This is a genomic window from Echinicola jeungdonensis (genome assembly GCF_030409905.1).
GTDB lineage: Bacteria > Bacteroidota > Bacteroidia > Cytophagales > Cyclobacteriaceae > Echinicola > Echinicola jeungdonensis.
The window spans coordinates 179,640-200,429 of the sequence record NZ_JAUFQT010000002.1 but is presented as its reverse complement, the minus strand read 5'-3'; the positions used below and the strand labels follow the sequence as shown (position 1 = coordinate 200,429).

At 39.8% G+C, this 20,790-nt stretch carries 12 protein-coding genes; 7 read left to right on the top strand and 5 right to left on the bottom strand.

Annotated elements, in window-relative coordinates; all coding sequences use genetic code 11:
* Positions 1-120: 120 nt before the first annotated feature.
* Positions 121-1,179 carry a GntR family transcriptional regulator gene (locus QWY93_RS14125; protein ID WP_290249010.1) on the bottom strand — a complete coding sequence of 353 codons (1,059 nt, stop codon included), beginning with the start codon at positions 1,177-1,179 and terminating at the stop codon, positions 121-123.
* 465 nt (positions 1,180-1,644) lie between these two features.
* Here QWY93_RS14125 and QWY93_RS14120 point away from each other — a divergent pair, with 465 nt between their 5' ends.
* The 7 genes from QWY93_RS14120 (at position 1,645) to QWY93_RS14090 (ending at position 14,302) form a co-directional block, all read left to right on the top strand.
* Entirely contained in the window at positions 1,645-2,112 is a 468-nt protein-coding gene (locus QWY93_RS14120) for a TetR/AcrR family transcriptional regulator (protein ID WP_290249009.1), read from the top strand.
* A 145-nt stretch (positions 2,113-2,257) separates the two neighbouring features.
* Positions 2,258-2,686 carry an ABC transporter permease gene (locus QWY93_RS14115; protein ID WP_290249008.1) on the top strand — a complete coding sequence of 143 codons (429 nt, stop codon included), beginning with the start codon at positions 2,258-2,260 and terminating at the stop codon, positions 2,684-2,686.
* 397 nt (positions 2,687-3,083) lie between these two features.
* Positions 3,084-4,538, top strand: coding sequence for a sugar porter family MFS transporter (locus QWY93_RS14110; RefSeq protein WP_290249007.1), 1,455 nt, complete (start codon positions 3,084-3,086; stop codon positions 4,536-4,538).
* Positions 4,539-4,557: 19 nt separating this feature from the next.
* Positions 4,558-7,881: a DUF5107 domain-containing protein gene (locus QWY93_RS14105; protein WP_290249006.1), complete on the top strand. Its 3,324-nt coding sequence runs from the start codon at positions 4,558-4,560 to the stop codon at positions 7,879-7,881.
* Between the two features lie 9 nt (positions 7,882-7,890).
* Positions 7,891-8,769, top strand: coding sequence for an AraC family transcriptional regulator (locus QWY93_RS14100; protein WP_290249005.1), 879 nt, complete (start codon positions 7,891-7,893; stop codon positions 8,767-8,769).
* 51 nt (positions 8,770-8,820) lie between these two features.
* Entirely contained in the window at positions 8,821-11,769 is a 2,949-nt protein-coding gene (locus QWY93_RS14095) for an exo-beta-1,4-galactosidase (protein ID WP_290249004.1), read from the top strand.
* Positions 11,770-11,890: 121 nt separating this feature from the next.
* Positions 11,891-14,302 (top strand): beta-galactosidase, encoded by a 2,412-nt coding sequence (locus QWY93_RS14090; RefSeq protein WP_290249003.1) that lies wholly within the window; start codon positions 11,891-11,893, stop codon positions 14,300-14,302.
* A gap of 188 nt (positions 14,303-14,490) precedes the next feature.
* On the opposite strand, the gene QWY93_RS14085 is transcribed toward QWY93_RS14090, so the two are convergent.
* The 4 genes from QWY93_RS14085 to QWY93_RS14070 form a co-directional block, all read right to left on the bottom strand.
* On the bottom strand, positions 14,491-16,428 hold the full coding sequence (locus QWY93_RS14085; protein ID WP_290249001.1) for a glycoside hydrolase family 53 protein: 1,938 nt from the start codon (positions 16,426-16,428) through the stop codon (positions 14,491-14,493).
* Positions 16,429-16,556: 128 nt separating this feature from the next.
* Entirely contained in the window at positions 16,557-16,910 is a 354-nt protein-coding gene (locus tag QWY93_RS14080) for a hypothetical protein (RefSeq protein WP_290248999.1), read from the bottom strand.
* Positions 16,911-17,491: 581 nt separating this feature from the next.
* Positions 17,492-19,432, bottom strand: a complete 1,941-nt coding sequence (locus QWY93_RS14075; RefSeq protein ID WP_290248997.1) for a glycoside hydrolase family 97 protein — start codon at positions 19,430-19,432, stop codon at positions 17,492-17,494.
* 343 nt (positions 19,433-19,775) lie between these two features.
* The gene (locus QWY93_RS14070) at positions 19,776-20,789 is read right to left on the bottom strand and encodes a family 43 glycosylhydrolase (protein ID WP_290248996.1); all 1,014 of its coding nucleotides are present in this window, start codon (positions 20,787-20,789) and stop codon (positions 19,776-19,778) included.
* Position 20,790 lies beyond the last annotated feature (1 nt).

Sequence of the window (20,790 nt, the reverse complement as noted above, 5' to 3'; positions counted from 1 at the left end):
CCGTATCAAATTAGGTTTATTCGAAAGGGCGCAGGTACCCTTAAAAATCAGAAAATTTACATGAATAACAATAATCTACTGGTTCGGAACAATTTTCATGAAATTTTAAGGATTTATTTCCTACAAGGACTTCCGCCTAATGAAGCGAAAATCATTTTTGATCCTTATTGTCTTTTTTTCTGCCACACATTTGGCAGCATAGGTGCCCATCTGTTTAAAATTGGTAGACAATACAGTAACGTTAAAAAGTTTTTTGAGGGGAGTATCATTATAGCTGATCAAGCCAATATCATTTCCTAACTGCAACTTGTGTGACTTTATTTTTTTCATCAATTCCAAAAAATCATCTTCACTAATAACAATATAAGCTTGATTCCTATTGAACGTTTTATCGAGCTGACTGATATTAATGACCTCATAGGGAAAACCGAAATCAGCGCAAAATTTCTTAAACCCCTGTTTGATCTCAGGAGGGTAGAAAGAATACCTGCTATCAGGATAGATCAAATTGACTTTTTCATACTTTTTGATCAGGTCAAAAGCAGAACTAAGGGCTGTAAAAACATCCTTTTTGAAATCCTGGTATATACAGGTATACTTACCCGATATTTTGGGGAAATTTTTCTCCAGAACTATCAATTTTTCTTTAGGAATCCTTTCGATGTACTGGAGAACTGCTTGATTAAGGCTTATATTCCTTTCGATGTCATGGTTAAAAATTGGGACAATGACAACATAATCATAATCATCAAAAGATTGGCCCAACTTATTCATAAAAAGCTGAGGCTCAAAAAAGAAAGGTTTTAATTCAATTTCATAATCCAAGCTCAAAGCTTCTTGGAAGGTTCTAAACACCTCAAGTTTATAAGGACTGAGCTTATTGACCATATAAAGAATTTTCCCACCCTGCTTTTGAAACTTTTTTTCATTGACAAAAAAACCTCGGGCAGGAATGGCAATTATCCATCCCTCTTTTTTCATCAAATTATAGGCCTTTTCCACCGTGTCCCGGGAAAGGATAAGTTGTTCACTTATTTCGTTGATCGAGGGTAATTTTGCACCTTTTGAAATGGTTCCGGTCTGAATCAATGAGGAAATTCTATTGACCAATTGTTGGTATTTTGGCACCCTTGATGCCTCATCAATTTCAATATCAAATTTCCTCACGAAATCCATCATTAGTTTTCCCTTTATTCCTGAGGGGTTTCTCCTTTAACCTACAAGTTTTAATTAAACTCAAATATATAGATTTTAGGGTATTTTATTATCCTAAAATGAACTTCATTGATTAATAATAATTGAGGATAACAACTAGAATAGTTGGATCTTCATCGAAAAAAGTATTCAAGCTTTTAGTTCTCCCTACCTATTTGTCATTCGCAAGCTGAAGGTAAAAAAGAAAAAAATATTGAACCACAATTGATGATCAATTGAAAAAATAAAAATTTCCGAGCTATTAATTCTTGAAAAATCCTTTCCGTTCAGTTCAGGCTGAAAAAACAACAAACATTAATGGGCATTTTGAACCCCATCTTTTTTGGGCTTCTCTGCTAAGACCTTTCCCTGAAGTATAATCAGTTGAGGAAATTTACATTAAAATGATAATCAATGATACTGGCCAAACATTAAAAAATCTCAAGTGGAATGCCTGCCAATAGAGAAAACGACGATTCAACAGAGGGAAAAATAAAAACTGCGGCCAGAAAAGTATTCCAACAAAAAGGGTTTGCTGCCGCCCGAACCAGGGACATTGCAGAGGAACCAGGAATTAATTTAGCCTTATTGAACTACTATTTCCGGAGTAAAGGAAAGCTTTTTGATCTGATAATGATGGAGGAAAATAAGGCTGATCTGATCCTGGAGATCCCCTCCAACTTTGAACGAGACTTGGTCAGAGAAAAAAAAGAAGATCTATTTCTGGCCATCAATGCCATCAACGGTACAAAAGCCAGTGTGGGCAGCGTCTACCTCAGCCTAATAATCAACACCTTTAATCAGGATATCCGGCAAGAATGGATTCCCGCTAATCAGGCCTCTACACCTCAAATCGAGGTCGCCAGCATTAACTGGTTCAATCCCTATTTAGACTATCAACTCTTCATGGTTCCCTGAATTCTCGCCTTTCTGGTGACCATGATCCGGGCTTATATGTGCTCTTTAAACCTGGTTAAGGAGAAAGAAATTGGCAACATCGAACAGTTCAACGTTACCCCCATCAAAAAAAATAGTATTTTATTTTGGGTAAGCTGATTCCATTTTGGTTAATTGCCATGTTTGTTTTCAGCTTAGGTTTGTTGGTGGTTGCCCGTTTGGTATACGGTATTTTCCCTGCGGGCAGCATTTTGGCACTTTATGCTTTTTGGCGTTTTACCTTATTGCGGTTTTGTGGGTAGGGCTTATGATTTCCACTTATTCCCACAACCAGCAACAAGCCATGTCCCTGGCATTTTTCTTTATCATGATCTTTTTGCTGATGAGTGGGCTTTTCAACCCAATTGAGAGCATGCCCAGTTGGGCAAAATGGATTGCAGAGGTTAATCCGGTAACCTATTTCATTGAGGTCATGCGGATGGTAGTAAAGAAAGGAAGCGGTTTAGCAGACCTAGAAAATCACTTTTTGATCATGTTTGGATTTGCCATTTTCTTTTACCCCTGGGCCATTTGGAACTACAGAAAAACCAGTTAATATTTCACTAATTTCACTGCCAAGAAGGGAATTTATAATCAAATGTATTCACTCCAGCATTCTAAAAAACTTTATTGCTTTTTAACTTGAAAAACAAACACCTTAACTAAAAAAGTCATATAGAACATGTTTTATAATTTTTCATAATTTATCTGCCAGTTAATTTTCTCCCTTCATTAAACTATTAAAGCACATTTAATAATTTAAATTACTAAAAAACTCTTATTAACAATATAATTTTCTGTACTAATAGATATTAACTTATTTTTATCAGATTAATCATTCACCCCTTATCAAAACTCCCCTATCAGAATATTATCCATCAAAACCCAACTAATGTCCAGTAAGATTGGACTTTAGTTTACTAAATTTGCTTTTACGATAACCTGAAATACCTATGGATCAAGATAAATTTAACACCTCCTATGTAATCCGCATATCCATGGTTTCTGCATTGGGTGGTTTATTATTTGGCTACGATTGGGTGGTCATTGGTGGCGCCAAGCCATTTTATGAGCTATTTTTTGGTATTGCCGACTCAGCAGCATTAAAAGGCTGGGCGATGAGTTCTGCCCTTGTGGGCTGTCTATTGGGAGCAATAACTTCAGGATTCCTGAGTGATAGGTGGGGAAGAAAAAAATTATTGATCATGGCGGCCCTATTATTTATTGTTTCAGCAGTAGGAACAGGAGCTGCCAACTCTTTTAATGGATTTATTTTTTACAGAATTTTAGGAGGCATAAGTATTGGTTTGGCTTCCAACCTATCTCCAATGTATATCGCAGAGGTCACCCCGGCCAGGTTTCGGGGAGGTTTTGTATCCATCAACCAATTGACCATAGTAATCGGAATCTTGATGGCCCAAATTGCCAATTACCTTATTGCCAACCCTGTTGGGGAAACAGATACAAGTGCCCAAATTTTGGATTCCTGGAATGGCCAATGGGGCTGGCGATGGATGTTTTGGGCGGAAAATGTACCTGCATTGATCTTTTTCATTTTGATGTGGACGGTTCCCAGAAGCCCAAGGTGGCTGGTCACCAAAGGTAAAATTGAAGAGGCAAAAAACATATTGAAAAAAATCGGGGGATCAGGATATGCATCAGGTTCATTGTCTGACATCCAATATTCAATTAAAATGGATGCGGAACATACCCCCGCCGGCTCCAAGGATATCTTCCAAAAGAAATACATAAAAATAGTAGTAATCGGCATTGTCCTAGCCGCTTTCCAACAATGGTCTGGCATCAACATCATCTTCAACTATGCTGAAGAAATTTTCACGGCAGCAGGTTATGGGGTAAATGACATCTTATTCAATATTGTTATCACAGGATTGATCAATTTGATATTTACGGTAATTGCAATGTTTACCGTGGATAAATGGGGCAGGAAACCGCTATTAACCTTCGGAGCCCTCTCCTTAGCCATAACTTATATCATTATGGGCAGCCTTTATTTCCTTGAATTCCAAGGCCTACCCTTGTTGATTTTGGTACTCGTGGGCATTGCATGCTATGCCATGTCATTGGCACCTGTCACATGGGTTGTACTTTCTGAAATATTCCCGACCAGGATCAGGGGTAAAGCCATGTCATTTGCTACCGTCTCCTTATGGAGTGCGAGCTTTTTACTTACCTACTCCTTCCCCATCCTCAATGATTTCATTGGGGCTTCAGGAACATTTTGGCTATATGCCCTGATATGCATTTCCGGTTGGTTTTATATCAAAAGGAATTTGGTGGAAACCAAAGGCAAATCCCTCGAGGCCATTGAATTGGAGCTATTAGGAGAAGTGGTCGAAGAAGACGATAAAAACAAGGAGTTGATTAAAGATAAACTAGAAGTCTAACTGATTAAAATTTAGTAAAATGATGGACAGGGTAAAAGTGTGGGCGGAAGATGTAATCATCCCTACTTACGAAATAGGCGAGGCAGAAAAGAATCCCATTTTTCTGGAAAAAAGAGTTTACCAGGGAAGTAGCGGCGTGGTTTACCCTCACCCGGTGGTGGAAAAGATTTCTGATGTCAAAGTGGACAAAATTTGGCAGGCGGTTTATCTTGAAAACCAATACCTCAAAATCATGATCCTTCCTGAGCTTGGAGGAAGGGTCCAAATGGCCTATGACAAGGTTAAGGAACGCCATTTTGTGTACTACAACCAGGTCATCAAGCCTGCCTTGGTGGGATTGACAGGTCCCTGGATTTCCGGTGGTATTGAATTTAACTGGCCACAACACCACCGGCCAAGCACCTATCAAAAGGTGGAATATGACATTGAAGAAAATGAAGATGGGAGCAAAACAATTTGGTGCAATGAGGTGGAAAGGATGTTTAGAACCAAGGGCATGGCTGGCTTCACCCTACATCCCGATAAAGCCTATTTGGAAATCAAGGGAAAACTATACAATCGCACCCCATTTCCCCAAACCTTTTTATGGTGGGCCAACCCGGCGGTAGCGGTTAATGACCATTACCAATCTGTATTTCCACCAGATGTCCATGCCGTATTTGACCATGGAAAAAGGGATGTATCCGAATTCCCCATTGCCAAAGGGACCTATTATAAAGTGGACTACTCCAAAGGAGTAGATATTTCCAAATACAAAAATATTCCTGTTCCAACCTCTTATATGGCTATCGTTTCGGAATACGACTTCGTAGGAGGTTATGAAAATGATTCCAAAGGAGGTTTGCTCCATGTAGCCGACCACCATATTTCCCCTGGTAAAAAGCAATGGACCTGGGGAAATGGAGAATTTGGCCAAGCCTGGGACCGGAACCTTACCGATGAAGATGGTCCCTACATTGAATTGATGTGCGGGGTTTTTACTGATAACCAACCTGATTTCAGTTGGTTGATGCCTAACGAGGAAAAATCCTTTACCCAATATTTCATGCCTTACCAGGAATTAGGCATGGTCAAAAAAGCCACAAAAAATGCATTGCTAAATTTTGAAGTGGCCGAAGGAAAGGCCCAATTAAAGGTTTATGCTACCTCAAAATATAAAAATGCAAAGATTAGGGTTATAAAAGGTCAGGAAGTCATTTTTGAAAAGACCTTTTCACTTTCTCCTCAAAATGTGTTCAATGAAAACCTAAACTTAGGAGATTTACCAGCCCATGCGTTTAAAGTGGAAGTAAAAGATGCTATGGGAAAAATCCTGGTAGCTTGGCAGGCACCAAAATCGGACGGTAAAAAAATTCCAAACCCTGCAAAAGCAGCATTGCCTCCACAAGAAGTGGAAAGCAATGAACAATTATTTCTTACGGGCCAGCATATCGAACAGTACAGGCACGCAACTTTCGACCCTGCAGATTATTATTTGGAGGCATTGAAAAGGGATCCCAAAGATTATCGCTGCAATAATGCCTTGGGCCTTCTGATGATGAAAAAGGGAAGGTTCGAAAAAGCCCTTTCCTATCTAAAAGCCGCAGTGGACACCCAACTGGAAAGAAACCCCAACCCTTATGATGGTGAACCATTGTTTAATTTAGGGCTGGTTTATAGGTTCATTGGCCAGGAAAAAGGGGCATTTGATGCTTTTTATAAATCCATCTGGAATGCGGCCTGGAAAGATGCAGGCTATTTGCAGATCACCCAATTACACCTGGCGAATGGCGAATATGAAGAAGCCCTGGAAACTATTAATCAATCCTTGATCAGGAATTCCAACAGCCCCAAAGCACAGCACCTCAAAGTGCTTATTCTTAGAAAAATGGGTAAACAAAATGCTGCTCAAGTACTTGCTCAAGAGGGGTTGGAATTTGACCGATTTAATTATGGTCTTCATTTTGAAAAGTACCTTTTGACGCAAGATGAATCTTCCCTTGATAAAATCCATGAAATAATAGGCGGGGATATTCACCCTTACCTGGAATATGCACTGGATTATTTTTGGGCCGGACAATTTCAGGAAGCCATTTTAATGATTGATTCAGCCAAAAAAGGGGTGGGTCAGGATTACCCTATTTCTTATTATTTGACGGGCTGGTTCAAAGAAAAAATTGGGAAATCTGGTAAACAGGATTTCCAAAAAGCCCAGGAAGCCCCAACCGACTATTGCTTTCCTAACAGGATTGAAGAGCTTTTGGCTTTGCAAGCTGCCAAAAACATTTGCCCTCAATACAGCAACACCCATTATTACCTTGGTAATTTCTGGTATCATAACAGGCAATACGATTTGGCCAGGGAAGCTTGGGAAACTTCAGTTAAATTAAATCCGAATTTCTCCATAGCCTTAAGGAACCTTGCGTTGGCCAAATACAATAAATTCAAGGAAGCCAATACAGCTCTTGATTTGATGGAAAAGGCTTTCAATGCCGCCCCTGAGGATTCAAGAATATTGATGGAGCTGGATCAATTGTATAAGAAAGAAAATTATTCACTGGAATTTAGGCTTGAATTGCTTGAAAAATATTCAGGACTGGTTGAGCAAAGGGATGACCTTTACCTTGAAAGGGCAACACTTCTTAACCTTACAGGTAACTATGAACAGGCTTATGAATCCTTAATGAATAGAAAATTCCATCCCTGGGAAGGTGGTGAAGGGAAAGTAACCGAGCAATATAAAGTCTCCCTGATGGAAATGGCAAAAAAAGCCCTCTTGGAAAGTCAATTTGATGCTGCCATTGATTGTCTTGAAAGATCATTCCATTACCCCCATAACCTGGGTGAAGGGAAACTATATGGGACTTTAGAGCCGGAAATTTATTTTTGGTTAGGATATGCTCATGCTCAAAATGGCCTTAAGGAATTGGCCAATGAAAATTGGTTAAAAGCTACAGAAGGAGATATCGTTCCCTCCATAGCCTGGTATTATAATGATCAAAAATCGGATCGCATTTTTTATCAGGGGATGGCCTTAAGAATGCTTGGCAAGGACAAAGAAGCGGCTAATAAATTTGAAATGCTGGTCAACTATGGTAAACAACATATCCATGATAAAATCACTTTCGATTATTTTGCCGTATCTATGCCTGATTTATTGATTTGGGAAGAAAACTTAAATGATAAAAACATCCTCCATTGCCAATTTTTAATGGGCTTAGGTTTTCTGGGATTGGGAGAAAAAGCTAAAGCTGAACAAGCCTTTACCGCCGTTCTTGACAAGCAATGCAGTCATATAGAAGCCAATATTCACCGGCAGTTAATACAAAATTTTCAATTGATGGGTTTATCATTAATCAAATAGTAACAACCAGTGCTGAAGAAAAAGGAAGGTTTTCAGGGACAAAAAGCGATTGTATTACCGCCCTCAGTAATTGAGGTGTGTAAGGCCCATCCACTATTGGCAGGGTTTTACTTCACTGATATAGGCTTTTACCCTGAAGCAGAATTTCATTACCGGGTGAGACCAGAAGGTATTCCTCAGCATATTTTGATTTATTGTATCAAAGGAAAAGGTTGGGTAGAGGTGGATGGCAAAAAATGGGAAGTCAAGCCCAATGAATATGTTATCCTTCCCTCCAATGAACCCCACAAATACGGGGCATTACAGGAAAATCCCTGGTCTATTTTTTGGGTGCATTTTAACGGAAATGAAGCAAAGGAAATAAGCAATGTTCTTAAAAGAAACGGACAACTATTTGTGCACCATGCTCCATTTACTTTAAAATTGGAAAAATCATGGCAGGAAATTTACCAAACTCTGGAATCCGGATACATGACAGAAAACTTGCTAATTTCCAATTCCAGCCTTCGGTCTTTCTTTTTAATCCTCGCCTTTGGAGCCAGCATGGGCCAAAATGCACCTGTCAAAGACCTGAAAGCCATAGACCAATCCATTGCATTCATGAGAGCAAACCTTGACCATTGTTGGCCACTGAAAGATCTTGCCAAGAAGGTCAACCTTTCCAAGTCCCATTATGCCAATGAATTCAAAAACCACACAGGCTATTCACCGATTGTCTATTTCAACCACTTAAAAATCCAAAAAGCCTGCCAGTACCTTCAATTCACCAATTTAAACATCAATGAAGTGGCAAATGCTTTGGGATTTGGAGACCCTTATTATTTTTCCAGGTTGTTCAGCAAGTCCATGGGAATTTCCCCAAGTGGATATAGAAAAAGAAAATTATAATAAAATTAGACCCGAAAGTAAAATAAAAAACACCTCAAATAACCCAAAATTATGTTTTTAAACCGGCCTTTTCTATCCAGAAAGAAAATTTGCTATTCCTCTTTTTGGGGAAGCATTTTTTCATTGATCATACCTTTCCTACTCCTTTCTTGTGGGCAGGAAACTTCCCGCACAGTCTCATTAAATGGCACCTGGTCCATGCAGCTGGACAGTGCCGATGTGGGACTTCAAGAACAATGGTTTAACAAAGACTTGAATGAACAAGTAAAACTTCCTGGTTCCCTAAAAGAAAATGACAAAGGATATGAAGTTACTGCTGATGTGAAATGGACCGGATCCATTTATGACAGCTCCTGGTACTTTAACCCCAAAATGGAAAAATACCGCCAACCAGGCAATGTCAAATTTCCTTTTTGGCTAACCCCCAACAAGTACTACGTTGGGCCAGCATGGTACAGCAAGGAAATCGAAGTACCCAATTCCTGGGAAAACAAGCGAATGGTTCTTTTTCTGGAAAGGGCACATTATGAAACCATTGTTTGGGTAGATGGAGAGGAAATAGGAAAGCAAAATTCCCTGGTTGCTCCCCATGAATATGAACTTCCATCCCTAAAACCTGGGCAACACCAATTGACCATCCGGGTGGATAACAGAATAAAAGATATCAATGTGGGCCCTGACTCCCACAGCATAAGTGACCATACCCAGGGCAACTGGAATGGAATTACCGGTAAAATGGAGCTTAGGGCTACTGATCAGGTTTGGATGCAAGAGGTCCAGGTATTTCCTGACCTTGCCGGAAACAATGTCAGGGTGGAGCTAAAGGTCAAAAATCAACAAGCAAATAATCGACAAGCCAAAATCCAGATTAAGGCCGATGCTTTTAATACCGCAAGCACTCATGAGGTAGCTCAAAAAGAGGAAACTCTGACCATTGAACCTGGAGAAAACACCTTTTCTATTGAATATCCTATGGGAGAAAATTTTCTTACCTGGGGTGAGTTTGATCCAGCATTATACCGTATGGAAATCTTATTGGAAACCCAGAAAGGGGAATCTGATCAAAAAGAGGTTGAGTTTGGAATGCGGGATTTTGGGATAGAAGGCACCCGGTTTACCATTAATGACAGGGAGACCTTTTTGAGGGGAAATGTAGATTGTGCCGCCTTCCCTTTAACGGGCTACGCACCAATGGATTTGGATTTTTGGATGGATAATATGAAAACCCTCCAAAAATACCGGATCAACCATGTTCGGTTCCATTCCTGGTGTCCCCCGGAAGCCGCCTTTAAAGCAGCAGACCGGGTGGGAATTTACTTACAACCAGAAGGCCCAAGCTGGGCAAACCATGGAACCTCACTTGGTGATGGCCGTCCCATTGACCAATATATTTATGATGAAACTGAGCGCATGAGGGAGTATTATGGAAACTATGCTTCTTTTGTAATGATGGCCTATGGAAATGAACCTGCCGGTAGAAACCAAGCCCGTTATTTAGGAGACTTTGTAGAATACTGGCAAAAGCGCGATGAGCGAAGGGTTTATACCGGGGCTTCTGTGGGAATGAGCTGGCCATGGGTTCCTGAGAGTGAATTTGTTGTTAAATCAGGCCCAAGGAATATCCCCTGGAACAGAAAACCACAAACCGATTGGGACCATTATGCAAAAATCAAAGATGTAGAAGCCCCCTATTTGGCCCATGAAAATGGCCAATACTGTGTTTACCCAAATTTTGATGAAATCGATAAATATACCGGGGTTTATCAAGCCAAGAATTTTGAGATATTCCAGGAGACCCTGGAGGAAAACCATATGGGAGACCAGGCTAAGGATTTTCTGATGGCCTCTGGAAAACTTCAGGCTTTAGCTTATAAACATGAAATAGAGGGAGCCCTAAGAACTCCAGGTTTTGCTGGATATCAATTGCTTTCCATCAATGATTTTCCCGGACAGGGAACTGCCCTGGTGGGATTCCTGGATGCCTTTTATGATGAAAAAGGATATCTAACTGCCGAAGAATTCAGGCGTTTCCATAATACCACAGTACCTTTGGCTAGATTTCCAAAATTCGTTTTCAAACAGGATGAAACTCCGGAAATCTCCCTTGAAATGTTCCATTTTGGACAAGCTCCACTTGATAATGCCATTATTTCCTGGAACATAAAAGATCAGGAAGGTGAAACCATTAAGTCTGGTGAATTTACCGGGTTGGATATACCTATAGGAAATAACACTCCTATTGGTGACCTAACATTGAATTTTAACGAATTCCCTAATGAAGCTGCAAAATACACTTTGGAGGCAGGTATCGAAGGAACTGAATTTTTCAACGATTGGGACTTTTGGTTGTATCCAAGTTCCTTGCCCCAAGTGAAAACAAAAAATATTTATATCACAGATCAATTAGACAGCAAAGCAAAAGCCATTTTGGATGAAGGGGGCAAAGTATTGATGAAAGCTGCCGGAAAGGTGGAATATGGCAAGGATGTGGCCATGTATTTCAAACCCGTATTTTGGAATACCAGCTGGTTCCAGATGCGTCCGCCACATACCCTGGGTATTTTGTGTCAATCTGAACACCCTGTTTTTGATGATTTCCCAACTGATTATTACAGCGATTTACAATGGTGGGAATTGTTGCATCGTCAACAAGTAATGATCATGGACAATTTCCCACCACAGGTAAAACCACTGATCCAGCCCATTGACACCTGGTTCCTCAACAGGAGACTTGGAGTCCTCTATGAAGCGAAAGTGGGCAATGGAAACCTGATGGTTTGCAGCTTGGATATTGACAGTGATTTGGAAGAAAGACCAGTGGCAAGACAATTAAAACACAGTATTGAAAAATACTTATCAGCAGATGACTTCCAACCAAATCAAAAGGTAGAATGGGATATTGTGAAAGATGTATTTGAGGACAAGGAAAGAAATGAGTTTGGCCTTGTCAACAAGTCCGGCCCGGATGAGTTGATGCCTACTAATCAAAATAAGGACTAGCCCATTCATGGATGTTCTATCATTTGCATAATTGATAGAGCATCCTTTTTTAATATTACTTTGGTTATAATTCCCTTAACTCTCTATAAATCAAACAGAAATTTCAAGCACCTGTGAAAAAATGAGTGGTTCAAAATATCTTTTCCTTCTGGCCTTTCTGATAAGCTATAAAATTACCATGGGCCAACAAAATTATGAATTGCAATTACCAAAAGACCAGGAAGACCTAATCACAGGCCACTTGGATTTGGGAGACAAAAATCCCAATGGAGACAGCATTTCAGTAAACAGCCAATATATCAAATTTAATGACCAGCCCTTTTTCCCGGTCATCGGAGAATTTCATTATTCAAGGTATCCTGAAAAATACTGGGAAGAATCCATCCTAAAAATGAAATCAGGAGGCATTAATGTGATTGGTTCCTATGTTTTTTGGAACAATCATGAAAGAAAGGAAGGCGTTTTTGATTGGAGTGAAAACTTAAACCTAAAAAAGTTTATTCAGCTTTGTAAGGAGCATGATATGTATGTCATAGTCCGGTTGGGGCCATTTTGCCATGGGGAAATGAGAAATGGCGGCCTTCCTGATTGGTTGTACGGAAAACCATTCGAGGTAAGATCCAATAATATTCAATACCTGGATCATGTCAATAGGCTTTATGGAGAAATTTCCGATCAATTGAGTGGTATGCTTTATAAGGATGGCGGCCCGGTTATCGGGGTTCAACTTGAAAATGAATTTCAACATTCCGCAGCCCCTTGGGAAATCACTTATCCTGGTGCTAAAAAGGAAAGAACTGTGTCTGCAAGGGATGCCGGAGTAACCCATGAACAAATCGCCGTCACCGATGGCCATAACCCTTATGCAGAAGAGGGAGAACAACATATGGAAATTTTGAAAAATATTGCCAAAAAAAATGGGTTGGAGGTTCCCTTATATACTGCAACGGGCTGGGGAAATGCCGCCATTGTAGAAAAAGGAAGCATCCCTGTTACGGCTGGCTATGTTTACCCCTTTTGGTCTGATCCACATCCCTCCCCCTTTTATTTGTTTAAAGATATCCGCCAACACCCTGATTATATGCCAGTAAGCTATGATACTAAATTATACCCCTCCATTGCAGCGGAAATTGGGCCAGGCATCCAGGTAAAATTCAGTAGAAGGCCTTTTGTTCATTATGAAAGTGTAGAGCCCCTTATGGTCAGGACAGTGGGCAGTGGCTCCAATGGAATTGGTTATTATATGTACCATGGAGGTTCTACTCCGGTATTTGAGAGTAAATTTTATAATGAGGATGTCAGTGGTATGCCCAAAATCAACTATGATTTCCAGGCACCCATTGGGCAATATGGACAGTTAAGACCACAGTACCATACCCAAAAATTGTTACATATGTTTTTGGAAAGCTATGGAAATGAATTGGCACCAATGCAAACTGTTTTGCCCCTTTCCAATGAAAAAATTACTCCCCAGGACACCAAAACTTTACGTTTTGCTGCCAGGTCAAAAGGTGACCAGGGCTTTTTGTTTATGATCAATTTTCAGGATCATATGGATTTTTCAACTTTGCATGATTTGCAGGTAAAAATTAAAACTTCAAATGAAGAGATAAGCTTCCCTTCCTCTGGCACGTTTGATTTATTAAAAGCAAGCACTTGCATTTTACCTTTTAATGTCCAATTTGGGGATGCTAATTTCAAATCAGCCACGGTACAGCCATTGACAAAATTGGATGAGGCTGGTGGCCAAAAACATTTTGTATTCTACTCCATTGAAGGTTTAGCTCCTGAAATTGTTTTATCCGGAAAATCTAAAATCAAAAAATTGAACCGGGGTCAATCTAATTCTTTTAAGGGTGACACAAGAATTACTGGAAGACAAGGAGAAATATTTTCTTTTGAAATTGGGAAAAACACCTATACTATAATCCCTAAAGAGCTGGCCTTGCAGTCTTACAAAATCAAAGACAGATTATTTTTCACCAACGGTCTCCTTCTTGATGGCCAGGAAAATATCAGCATTGTCAGCCGAGAAGAAGACAATGACCTTCATATTTACCCATCTATAGATCAACCAGTATCCATTTCTGGTGCAAGCCTAAAAGGTCGAAAATCAATTTCCCAAGGATTTAGCACATATACTGTCCAATTTGAAAAGGTAAACCCAGAAATAGACATCAAAAAGCTAAATAACATGACTTGGATGGCAACTTTATCGGATAATTGGGAGGGATTAAATGATGTGTTCCTCCATATCAATTACACCGGAGACCGGGGGATGGCTTTTATTGATGGGCTTTTGGTGACAGATCATTTCTATAATGGAAGGCTTTGGGAAATCGGCTTGAAGTCATTCAAGGAAAAACTAAATAATGAGAATATGATCTTTAAATTTCATCCTATTTACAAGGATTATCCCTATTTAGGCGATTTGCCTGAACAGGATAAAGAAAAGGTCAATTCAGTGGGTACTTATTTTGAAATAGGTGAGATGAAAGTCATCCCCGAATACAAAGCCAATATCCAATTTTGAATAGTTGACAGGTAAGAGAAAAAAGGTAAGGGCATTATTCCAGAGGCCAGGTTATATATAAAATAAATCCAACACCAGGAAAATTAATTATTTCTATTCCCCTAGTGTTGGATAATAAATTTATTCATTACAAACTAAATGAGGATATTCATTAAAGTCAGGATAATCATCGAAAATTCACTGATGAACTATTGGAAATAATTTTCATAAAATTCAGGGTAAATCTCCAGGTTTTCATTAGCAGCACCGTCCCTATCAAATAAGTTGCCCCATCGTGAAGATGTAGCTTCCCAGATAAAGGTACCTAATCCCAAACCATTGGGTAGATTTTTTACGATCTCATTGACCTCCTTTTTATGTTCCTTATACTCGACAATAATAATTGGTTTATTGTATCGGTTGGCCAGTTCCTTCATATTGGCTTCCATATTGTCAAGCTCACCATGCCATTCAGGATAATAAGATTGGCCAATGATATCAAATTTCACATCCCTGCTGATGATCTTGTCGAAAAACCGGGTGGAATTCTTTAAATCATGGGCTTTTGCGATGTGAACCATTATATTGATATTAGGATCAACTGCTCTTACAGCTGCGCTGGCACACCTGAGCAAAACACAAAAAGATTCAGCGGAATCTCCTTCTATTTTTCCTTCAGGCCAAAGCATTCCATTATGGATTTCATTGCCTATTTGCACCATATCTGGAGCCACGCCTTCAGCTATAAAGCGTTTAACCACTTCGTTCGTATAACTGTATATCTTTCCTTCAAGTGCTGAACCTTTTAAATCTGACCAAGATTCAGGCATGAATTGTTTACCAGGATCTGCCCAGGTATCGCTGTAATGAAAATCCAGAAGAAATTTCATCCCTGCGGCTTTAACCCTTTTTGCCATTTCCAGCGTCTTTTCCAATCCACAATAGCCCTCTTTGGAATAACCGTTTTCTGTAGTGGGATCAACAAACAACCGAAGTCTGATCCAGTTGAACCGGTGATCTTTTAATATTTCCACAACATCTTTTTCATTACCATTGTCAGAAAAGGTAGCTCCACGGGCTTCCATTTGGGGAACAAATGAAATATCTGCTCCAATTACCGGTCTCTCTACAGTCTGGGTTCTGGTATAAGGTTCATCAATTTCCGGTTTTGATTTTGGATCAGCATATTGATCATGGATTTGATCATAAATCACCAATATTTCTTCTGAGGGTTTTCCTTCTTTGTCGAAAAGAACACGAATAGGTTCCCAAGCCATTGTCCCATAGCCCAAATTATCAGGTATGGACCGGACAATATCATTGATGCGTTTAATGTTTCCCTGATTTGCTGCATATTCACAAATAGCGATTGGTTTTTTATAAGTAGCTGCAAGATCATATACATTGGTTTTTAGGTCATTATAGGTTCCGTGCCATTTCTCATAATAGGATAAACCCACAATATCATATTCAGCACCATATTCATTCATTTTATCCAAGAACTCACGGCACAACCGGTTTTGTCCACCCAGGGCCAGGTGAACCATAATTTTTGAATTAGGAAGTACTTCACGTACAGCTTTCTGACCTGATTTATACAATCCCATCAATTCTTTCCAATCTTCCTCTGAGGCATTGTCCATTACCTTACCGTCCGGCCATATCATACCGTGGTTGATTTCATTACCAATTTGAACTACTTCTGGTGCCACTCCTTCCTTATCAAGTGTTGCCAATACTTTTTTCGTATAATGGTAAACACTGTCCTCAAGCTTATTTCCTGAAACACCTTCCCATGCAGACGGTTTATATTGTTTGTCGGGGTCCGCCCAAGTATCGCTATAGTGAAAATCAAGGGTAAACTCCATTCCCTCCTTTTTTATTCGCTTGGCCATGGCCAAAGAATGCTCAAGGTCGCAAAATCCTTCTTTGGAATACCCCCTTTCTGCTTTGGGATCGACAAAAATCCGTAAGCGGATATTGTTAAAATGGTGATCCGACATTATTTCAACAATATCACTTTCTACATTGTTTTCATTAAAAAAGGACATTCCTCTCTCTTCAAGTTGGGGAACAAATGAAATATCTGCTCCAATTCGATAATCTTTTTCTTCTTTGCAGCTAAGGCAGAATATGGTTAAAGCCATAAAAAAGAAGATTTTAAGTAATGTTGGGTTATTTTGGTTCATATTATATATACTATTGGGTTATTTTATACAAAATATGTGGTTTATTCGGTTAAAATCATCCATGCTGTTTTATAGGCAATTCCTGTTTAGCCCCCTAATAAATACAATGTAGGAGAATCCAATTTCTTAAGCTGGTCTTTACTAAGGGATAGCATGCCGGGCATTCCATCACATGGCTTTGCCAGAATACCGCTATTACAAACCACCACAGTAGTAACTCTTGGGTCTGGAGCAATCTCCAGGGATTGTAAACCTCCACACGACCTGCTAAAGACAGCAATATTTAGGTTATCCACTTTTCCAAAGTATTGGTTGTCCTTATCCTTATTACTGGCAATGGTCCAATTGATGGCATCTATCAACTGAGAATATAAAAACTTCCTTTCCTGTGCCCGAGTCGGATTGAAAAGAGCATATCCGGACAACATGAGGATCAGCAAAACCTAGTTTGGTATTTTTCTAAAGCCATTCGACCAATATAAAAATCCGGGATTGTTACTTTCCATGTTTTCTAAATTGTAATTTTAATCAAAAACCAATAATATGAAGAAAGATAAGTATATTTTTTTCTGGAAACTCCACCATCTTCCAGCTTTTGCCCATGAAACCCAACCTCCTCATTTCAGTCCAAAATAAACCGATAAATGAGGGTGAGGACTTTTCCACCTTGGTCATGGTGGCTTAAAACCAGTATTCGTATATCAGCCTGAAAAAATTCCTTCAGTATTCGGAAATCTATTGGAACAAAAAATTTCTAAATGAAAACAGTATTATGCAATACCTATTGGAATTCTCCGGTTATTCAGCACTTTTTAAAAAGTTTAAAAATAAGCCCCATCTGTTTAATGAGAGCTTTTTATTGGAATTTTTATTTTAACCGGACGACAGTAAAAGTATTCTTAAAATTTAATCATTTTTTTATACTACATATTAAAAGTCTTTTGCAGTATAAAATGAACAAATAATTTCACAGACTATTCAACAATTGATGTCTCCGAGCCAATACCATACGACTCTTTCATCAATAGATAACCGCTCCACCGTCAGGCAGTATTGTCAGTTTTACTTTTCCTTTTTTATCTACTTTTAATTTTTTAAAACCTGCAGTTCGGTCTTCCTTGTCAAAAATTAAGTTAACTTCCCGATTGGCTAGCATTGGTAGGTCTACCAACAATTCCTTTGTCTTCTTTTCCCCATTCACAGCCACTACATACCACTGTTCACCCTTTCTTCTCGCCATCACGACATGCTTGCCGGGGTAACCCTCGACTAATACGGTTTCGTCCCATGTAGTAGGTACCTTTCGGATAAAATCAAGAACATTTTCCGGTTGCTCCTCAAGGTTGTTGGGGGTGATACCAAAATGCTGCACTGGTGAGAGGTACAATACGGAAGTGGCTACCTCAAAAGCATCGGTCGTTCGTCGAACGGACCCCCGGATTTGGTCCCGGGACAGTTTTTTATTGAAGAAGACAGGTCCAAAATCCATAGCGGCAACCGAATTCCTGGTAAAGGGAAGGATGGTGGCGGTATAAGCATATGCATCAGAATTTCCCTGACTAAAAACCAGGTTTTCAGAAGCCAGTACAGCTTCAGAGGTTACAAAATTAGGGTACATTCTCTCCCAGCCTCGAGGAAGTGTGCACCCATGAAAGGTAACGACAATACCATACTCATTGGCATCCGAAAGGATATCTTCATATAGTTTCATGGTTGCCTGTTTATCACCGCCAAAGAAATCAACCTTTATTCCTTTTACCCCAATTCGCTGCATCCAGGCCATTTCTCTTTTGCGAGCTGGGGCAGTATCCATACCATTTTTTGGAGTCTGAGGAGCATTATTCCAGTAACCATTGGAATTGTACCAAAGTAGGACTCCTACTTTTTTTGATGCTGCATATTTCACCAGTTCTTCCATGCGTTCCCGACCGATATTCTTGTCCCACAATGCATCAATAAGAATGAATTCAAATTCTAATGCAGCCGCCAAATCAATGAACTTTACTTGGTCATCATAATTCATACTGGGATCCTGCCAGACTATCCAGCTCCAGGTGGCCTTACCCATCTCGTATTCCTGTGAGGGTTCGTAAAGGGGCTTTACTACATCAAAAGCCACAGTGGACTCTACAATCGGTTTGAGTGTTTCACCTACAGTGATGGTACGCCATGGCGTTTGTGCCGGAAGTGCCATTGCTGCGTAGGTTCCTCCGAGGGAATTGTTTTCTCCTTCCTGTGGAAATTCCAACGGGTAAAATCCTGCTTTAGTCCCTTCTCCAAGTCTGGCACCTACATACCGGCTATCCACACCCGTTTCTGATATCAATGCCCAACCTTTTTCTCCTATTTTAAAGAGTGCCGGAAATGTGTAACCTACTCCGTTGCTTGAAGGTGTGCCCACTGGTTCATCATAAGTGTATGGCTCTTCATAACTTGGCTTGGTTTTCATCCAGCCAGACATAGGAGGTGCCTGAGGGGTAATAAAGGTGGTAGCATAGTCCGGAAGGTCAAATCCGGTAGCTTCTCCATATACCAGCAGGTTAGTCTCGTCACCGGCTACAGTTACTTGATAAGAGAATGCAACATCGGAATTGCTCACCCTAAACACAATTTTCAACGTATCACCATTCGCATTCAAATACAGGGTTATGAGTTCGTTTGCCTCATAGTTTACCTGGCTTACTTTACTCTTCTTTAATTCATAAGACTCCTTAATAGCCCGGGTCTCATGAGAGATATAAGTCATGGATTCAGAAAAGTTCCCAATAGATGTATTAAGCCCTAATGGGGAAGGTTCCAGAAAAACTTCCCCCTCGTAACTGACAGTGTAAAACGGAGTACCTTCCTTCACCTCTACTTCGACTTCCAGTTTGCTATCTGGTCCTTTTACCATTACTGGCTCCTGAGCTAAAGAACAAAAAGAAAAGGCGCATAGAACAACATTAAATAAATATTTTTTCATTTTCATTAATTGTAATTAGATTATCCCCCAATTGGGATAAACTCCTTCTAAACGGGACTTATATTTTTTGAACTATTAAGACATTAAGTGAATGAAGGGTGGTTCTAAATGGAGCTTAAATTCTAATTGGTTATACTTTTCTTGTCTTGTTTTTTGAAACGTTGAATGAAATATATCTTAAACCATTAAGGAATTAAGATAATTAAGGGTTTTTCTTATTGGTTATTCTTTTCTCGTCCTGTTTTTTTAAATCTTTGAATCAAATAAATCTAACACAATTAAGGGATTAAGTTGATTAAGGGTTTTTCTTAATGCTCCTTAATTTCATAATGGTTATCCCCCCTTACAAAGCAAAATTTGCTGCTCCCCGGGGGATTACCTTTTTGATATTTCCTTCTATGTCGAAATTCAAACTGTCAATAACCAATTCACGAAGCAGTGGTCCGCTGTTGTCTCTTATCCTGTGATAAAGGATGTAATCCTGGCCATTTTCTGAAAACACGGTGTGATGACCAGGTCCCAATGTAGTAGAATCTTCAGTGGTGGTAAGTATGGGGCTTTCCGTACCTTCTGTCCAGGGACCATAAGGTGTATCCCCTACCGAATACCTGACCTGATAGGTGCCGTTGGTACATTTTCCATGAGAATACATCAAAAAATACTTACCATCTCTCTTTATCATATAGGGGGCTTCGAAATAATTGGGAGGAGTGACATCTTTTATATCCTCTTCATTGAAAGAAGCCATATCATCCTTCAGCTTTACCACGAAGCAATGCCCATTTACCCAATTCAGTCCTGAGCCCCAATACAGATAAACCTGGCCATCGTCATCAATAAATGCATCCCCATCAATCATGTGATATTCAGGAAACATGTCACCCTTGATCAATGGAGTGCCATCTGCCTTGGCGTTTTTCCACGGACCAAGCGGATGATCTGCCACACCGGCCCAAAGTTCATTGTGGACGGTTACATACATATAAAATTTCCCGTCTTTACCCTTGATCACACCAGGGGCCCAGACTTTGTCTTTTCCTGATGTGGGGCTAGTACAGTCTTCCAGGTTAGGCCATTGAATATGTTTTCGCTCCCAGTTTTTAAAATCTGAAGATTCAAGGACAACAAGCTCTTCGCCTCCCCAGGGATCGACCGTTGCAAAGATATAAAACCTGCCCTCGTGTTTTACGATTGAGGGATCCGCGCAGGATATTTCTGAAATAGGATTGCTAATCAGTTCAGCAGTTATCTCGGATTTCTCCGACTGTTCGCCTTTCACATTCCTTTTCTGGCAGCCCGTTACCCCTGCGAGAAGTGCGCAAGCGCTAATCATAACAAGGACTTTTGATTTATTCATA

What these genes read in the sequence shown, in the direction of transcription:
- QWY93_RS14110 (WP_290249007.1), top strand. Translation starts at nt 3,084, where the DNA reads ATGGATCAAGATAAATTTAACACCTCCTATGTAATCCGCATATCCATG.
- QWY93_RS14105 (WP_290249006.1), top strand. Translation starts at nt 4,558, where the DNA reads ATGATGGACAGGGTAAAAGTGTGGGCGGAAGATGTAATCATCCCTACT.
- QWY93_RS14085 (WP_290249001.1), bottom strand. Translation starts at nt 16,428, where the DNA reads ATGGCTTTAACCATATTCTGCCTTAGCTGCAAAGAAGAAAAAGATTAT.
- QWY93_RS14090 (WP_290249003.1), top strand. Translation starts at nt 11,891, where the DNA reads ATGAGTGGTTCAAAATATCTTTTCCTTCTGGCCTTTCTGATAAGCTAT.
- QWY93_RS14070 (WP_290248996.1), bottom strand. Translation starts at nt 20,789, where the DNA reads ATGAATAAATCAAAAGTCCTTGTTATGATTAGCGCTTGCGCACTTCTC.
- QWY93_RS14125 (WP_290249010.1), bottom strand. Translation starts at nt 1,179, where the DNA reads ATGATGGATTTCGTGAGGAAATTTGATATTGAAATTGATGAGGCATCA.
- QWY93_RS14075 (WP_290248997.1), bottom strand. Translation starts at nt 19,432, where the DNA reads ATGAAAAAATATTTATTTAATGTTGTTCTATGCGCCTTTTCTTTTTGT.
- QWY93_RS14120 (WP_290249009.1), top strand. Translation starts at nt 1,645, where the DNA reads ATGCCTGCCAATAGAGAAAACGACGATTCAACAGAGGGAAAAATAAAA.
- QWY93_RS14095 (WP_290249004.1), top strand. Translation starts at nt 8,821, where the DNA reads ATGTTTTTAAACCGGCCTTTTCTATCCAGAAAGAAAATTTGCTATTCC.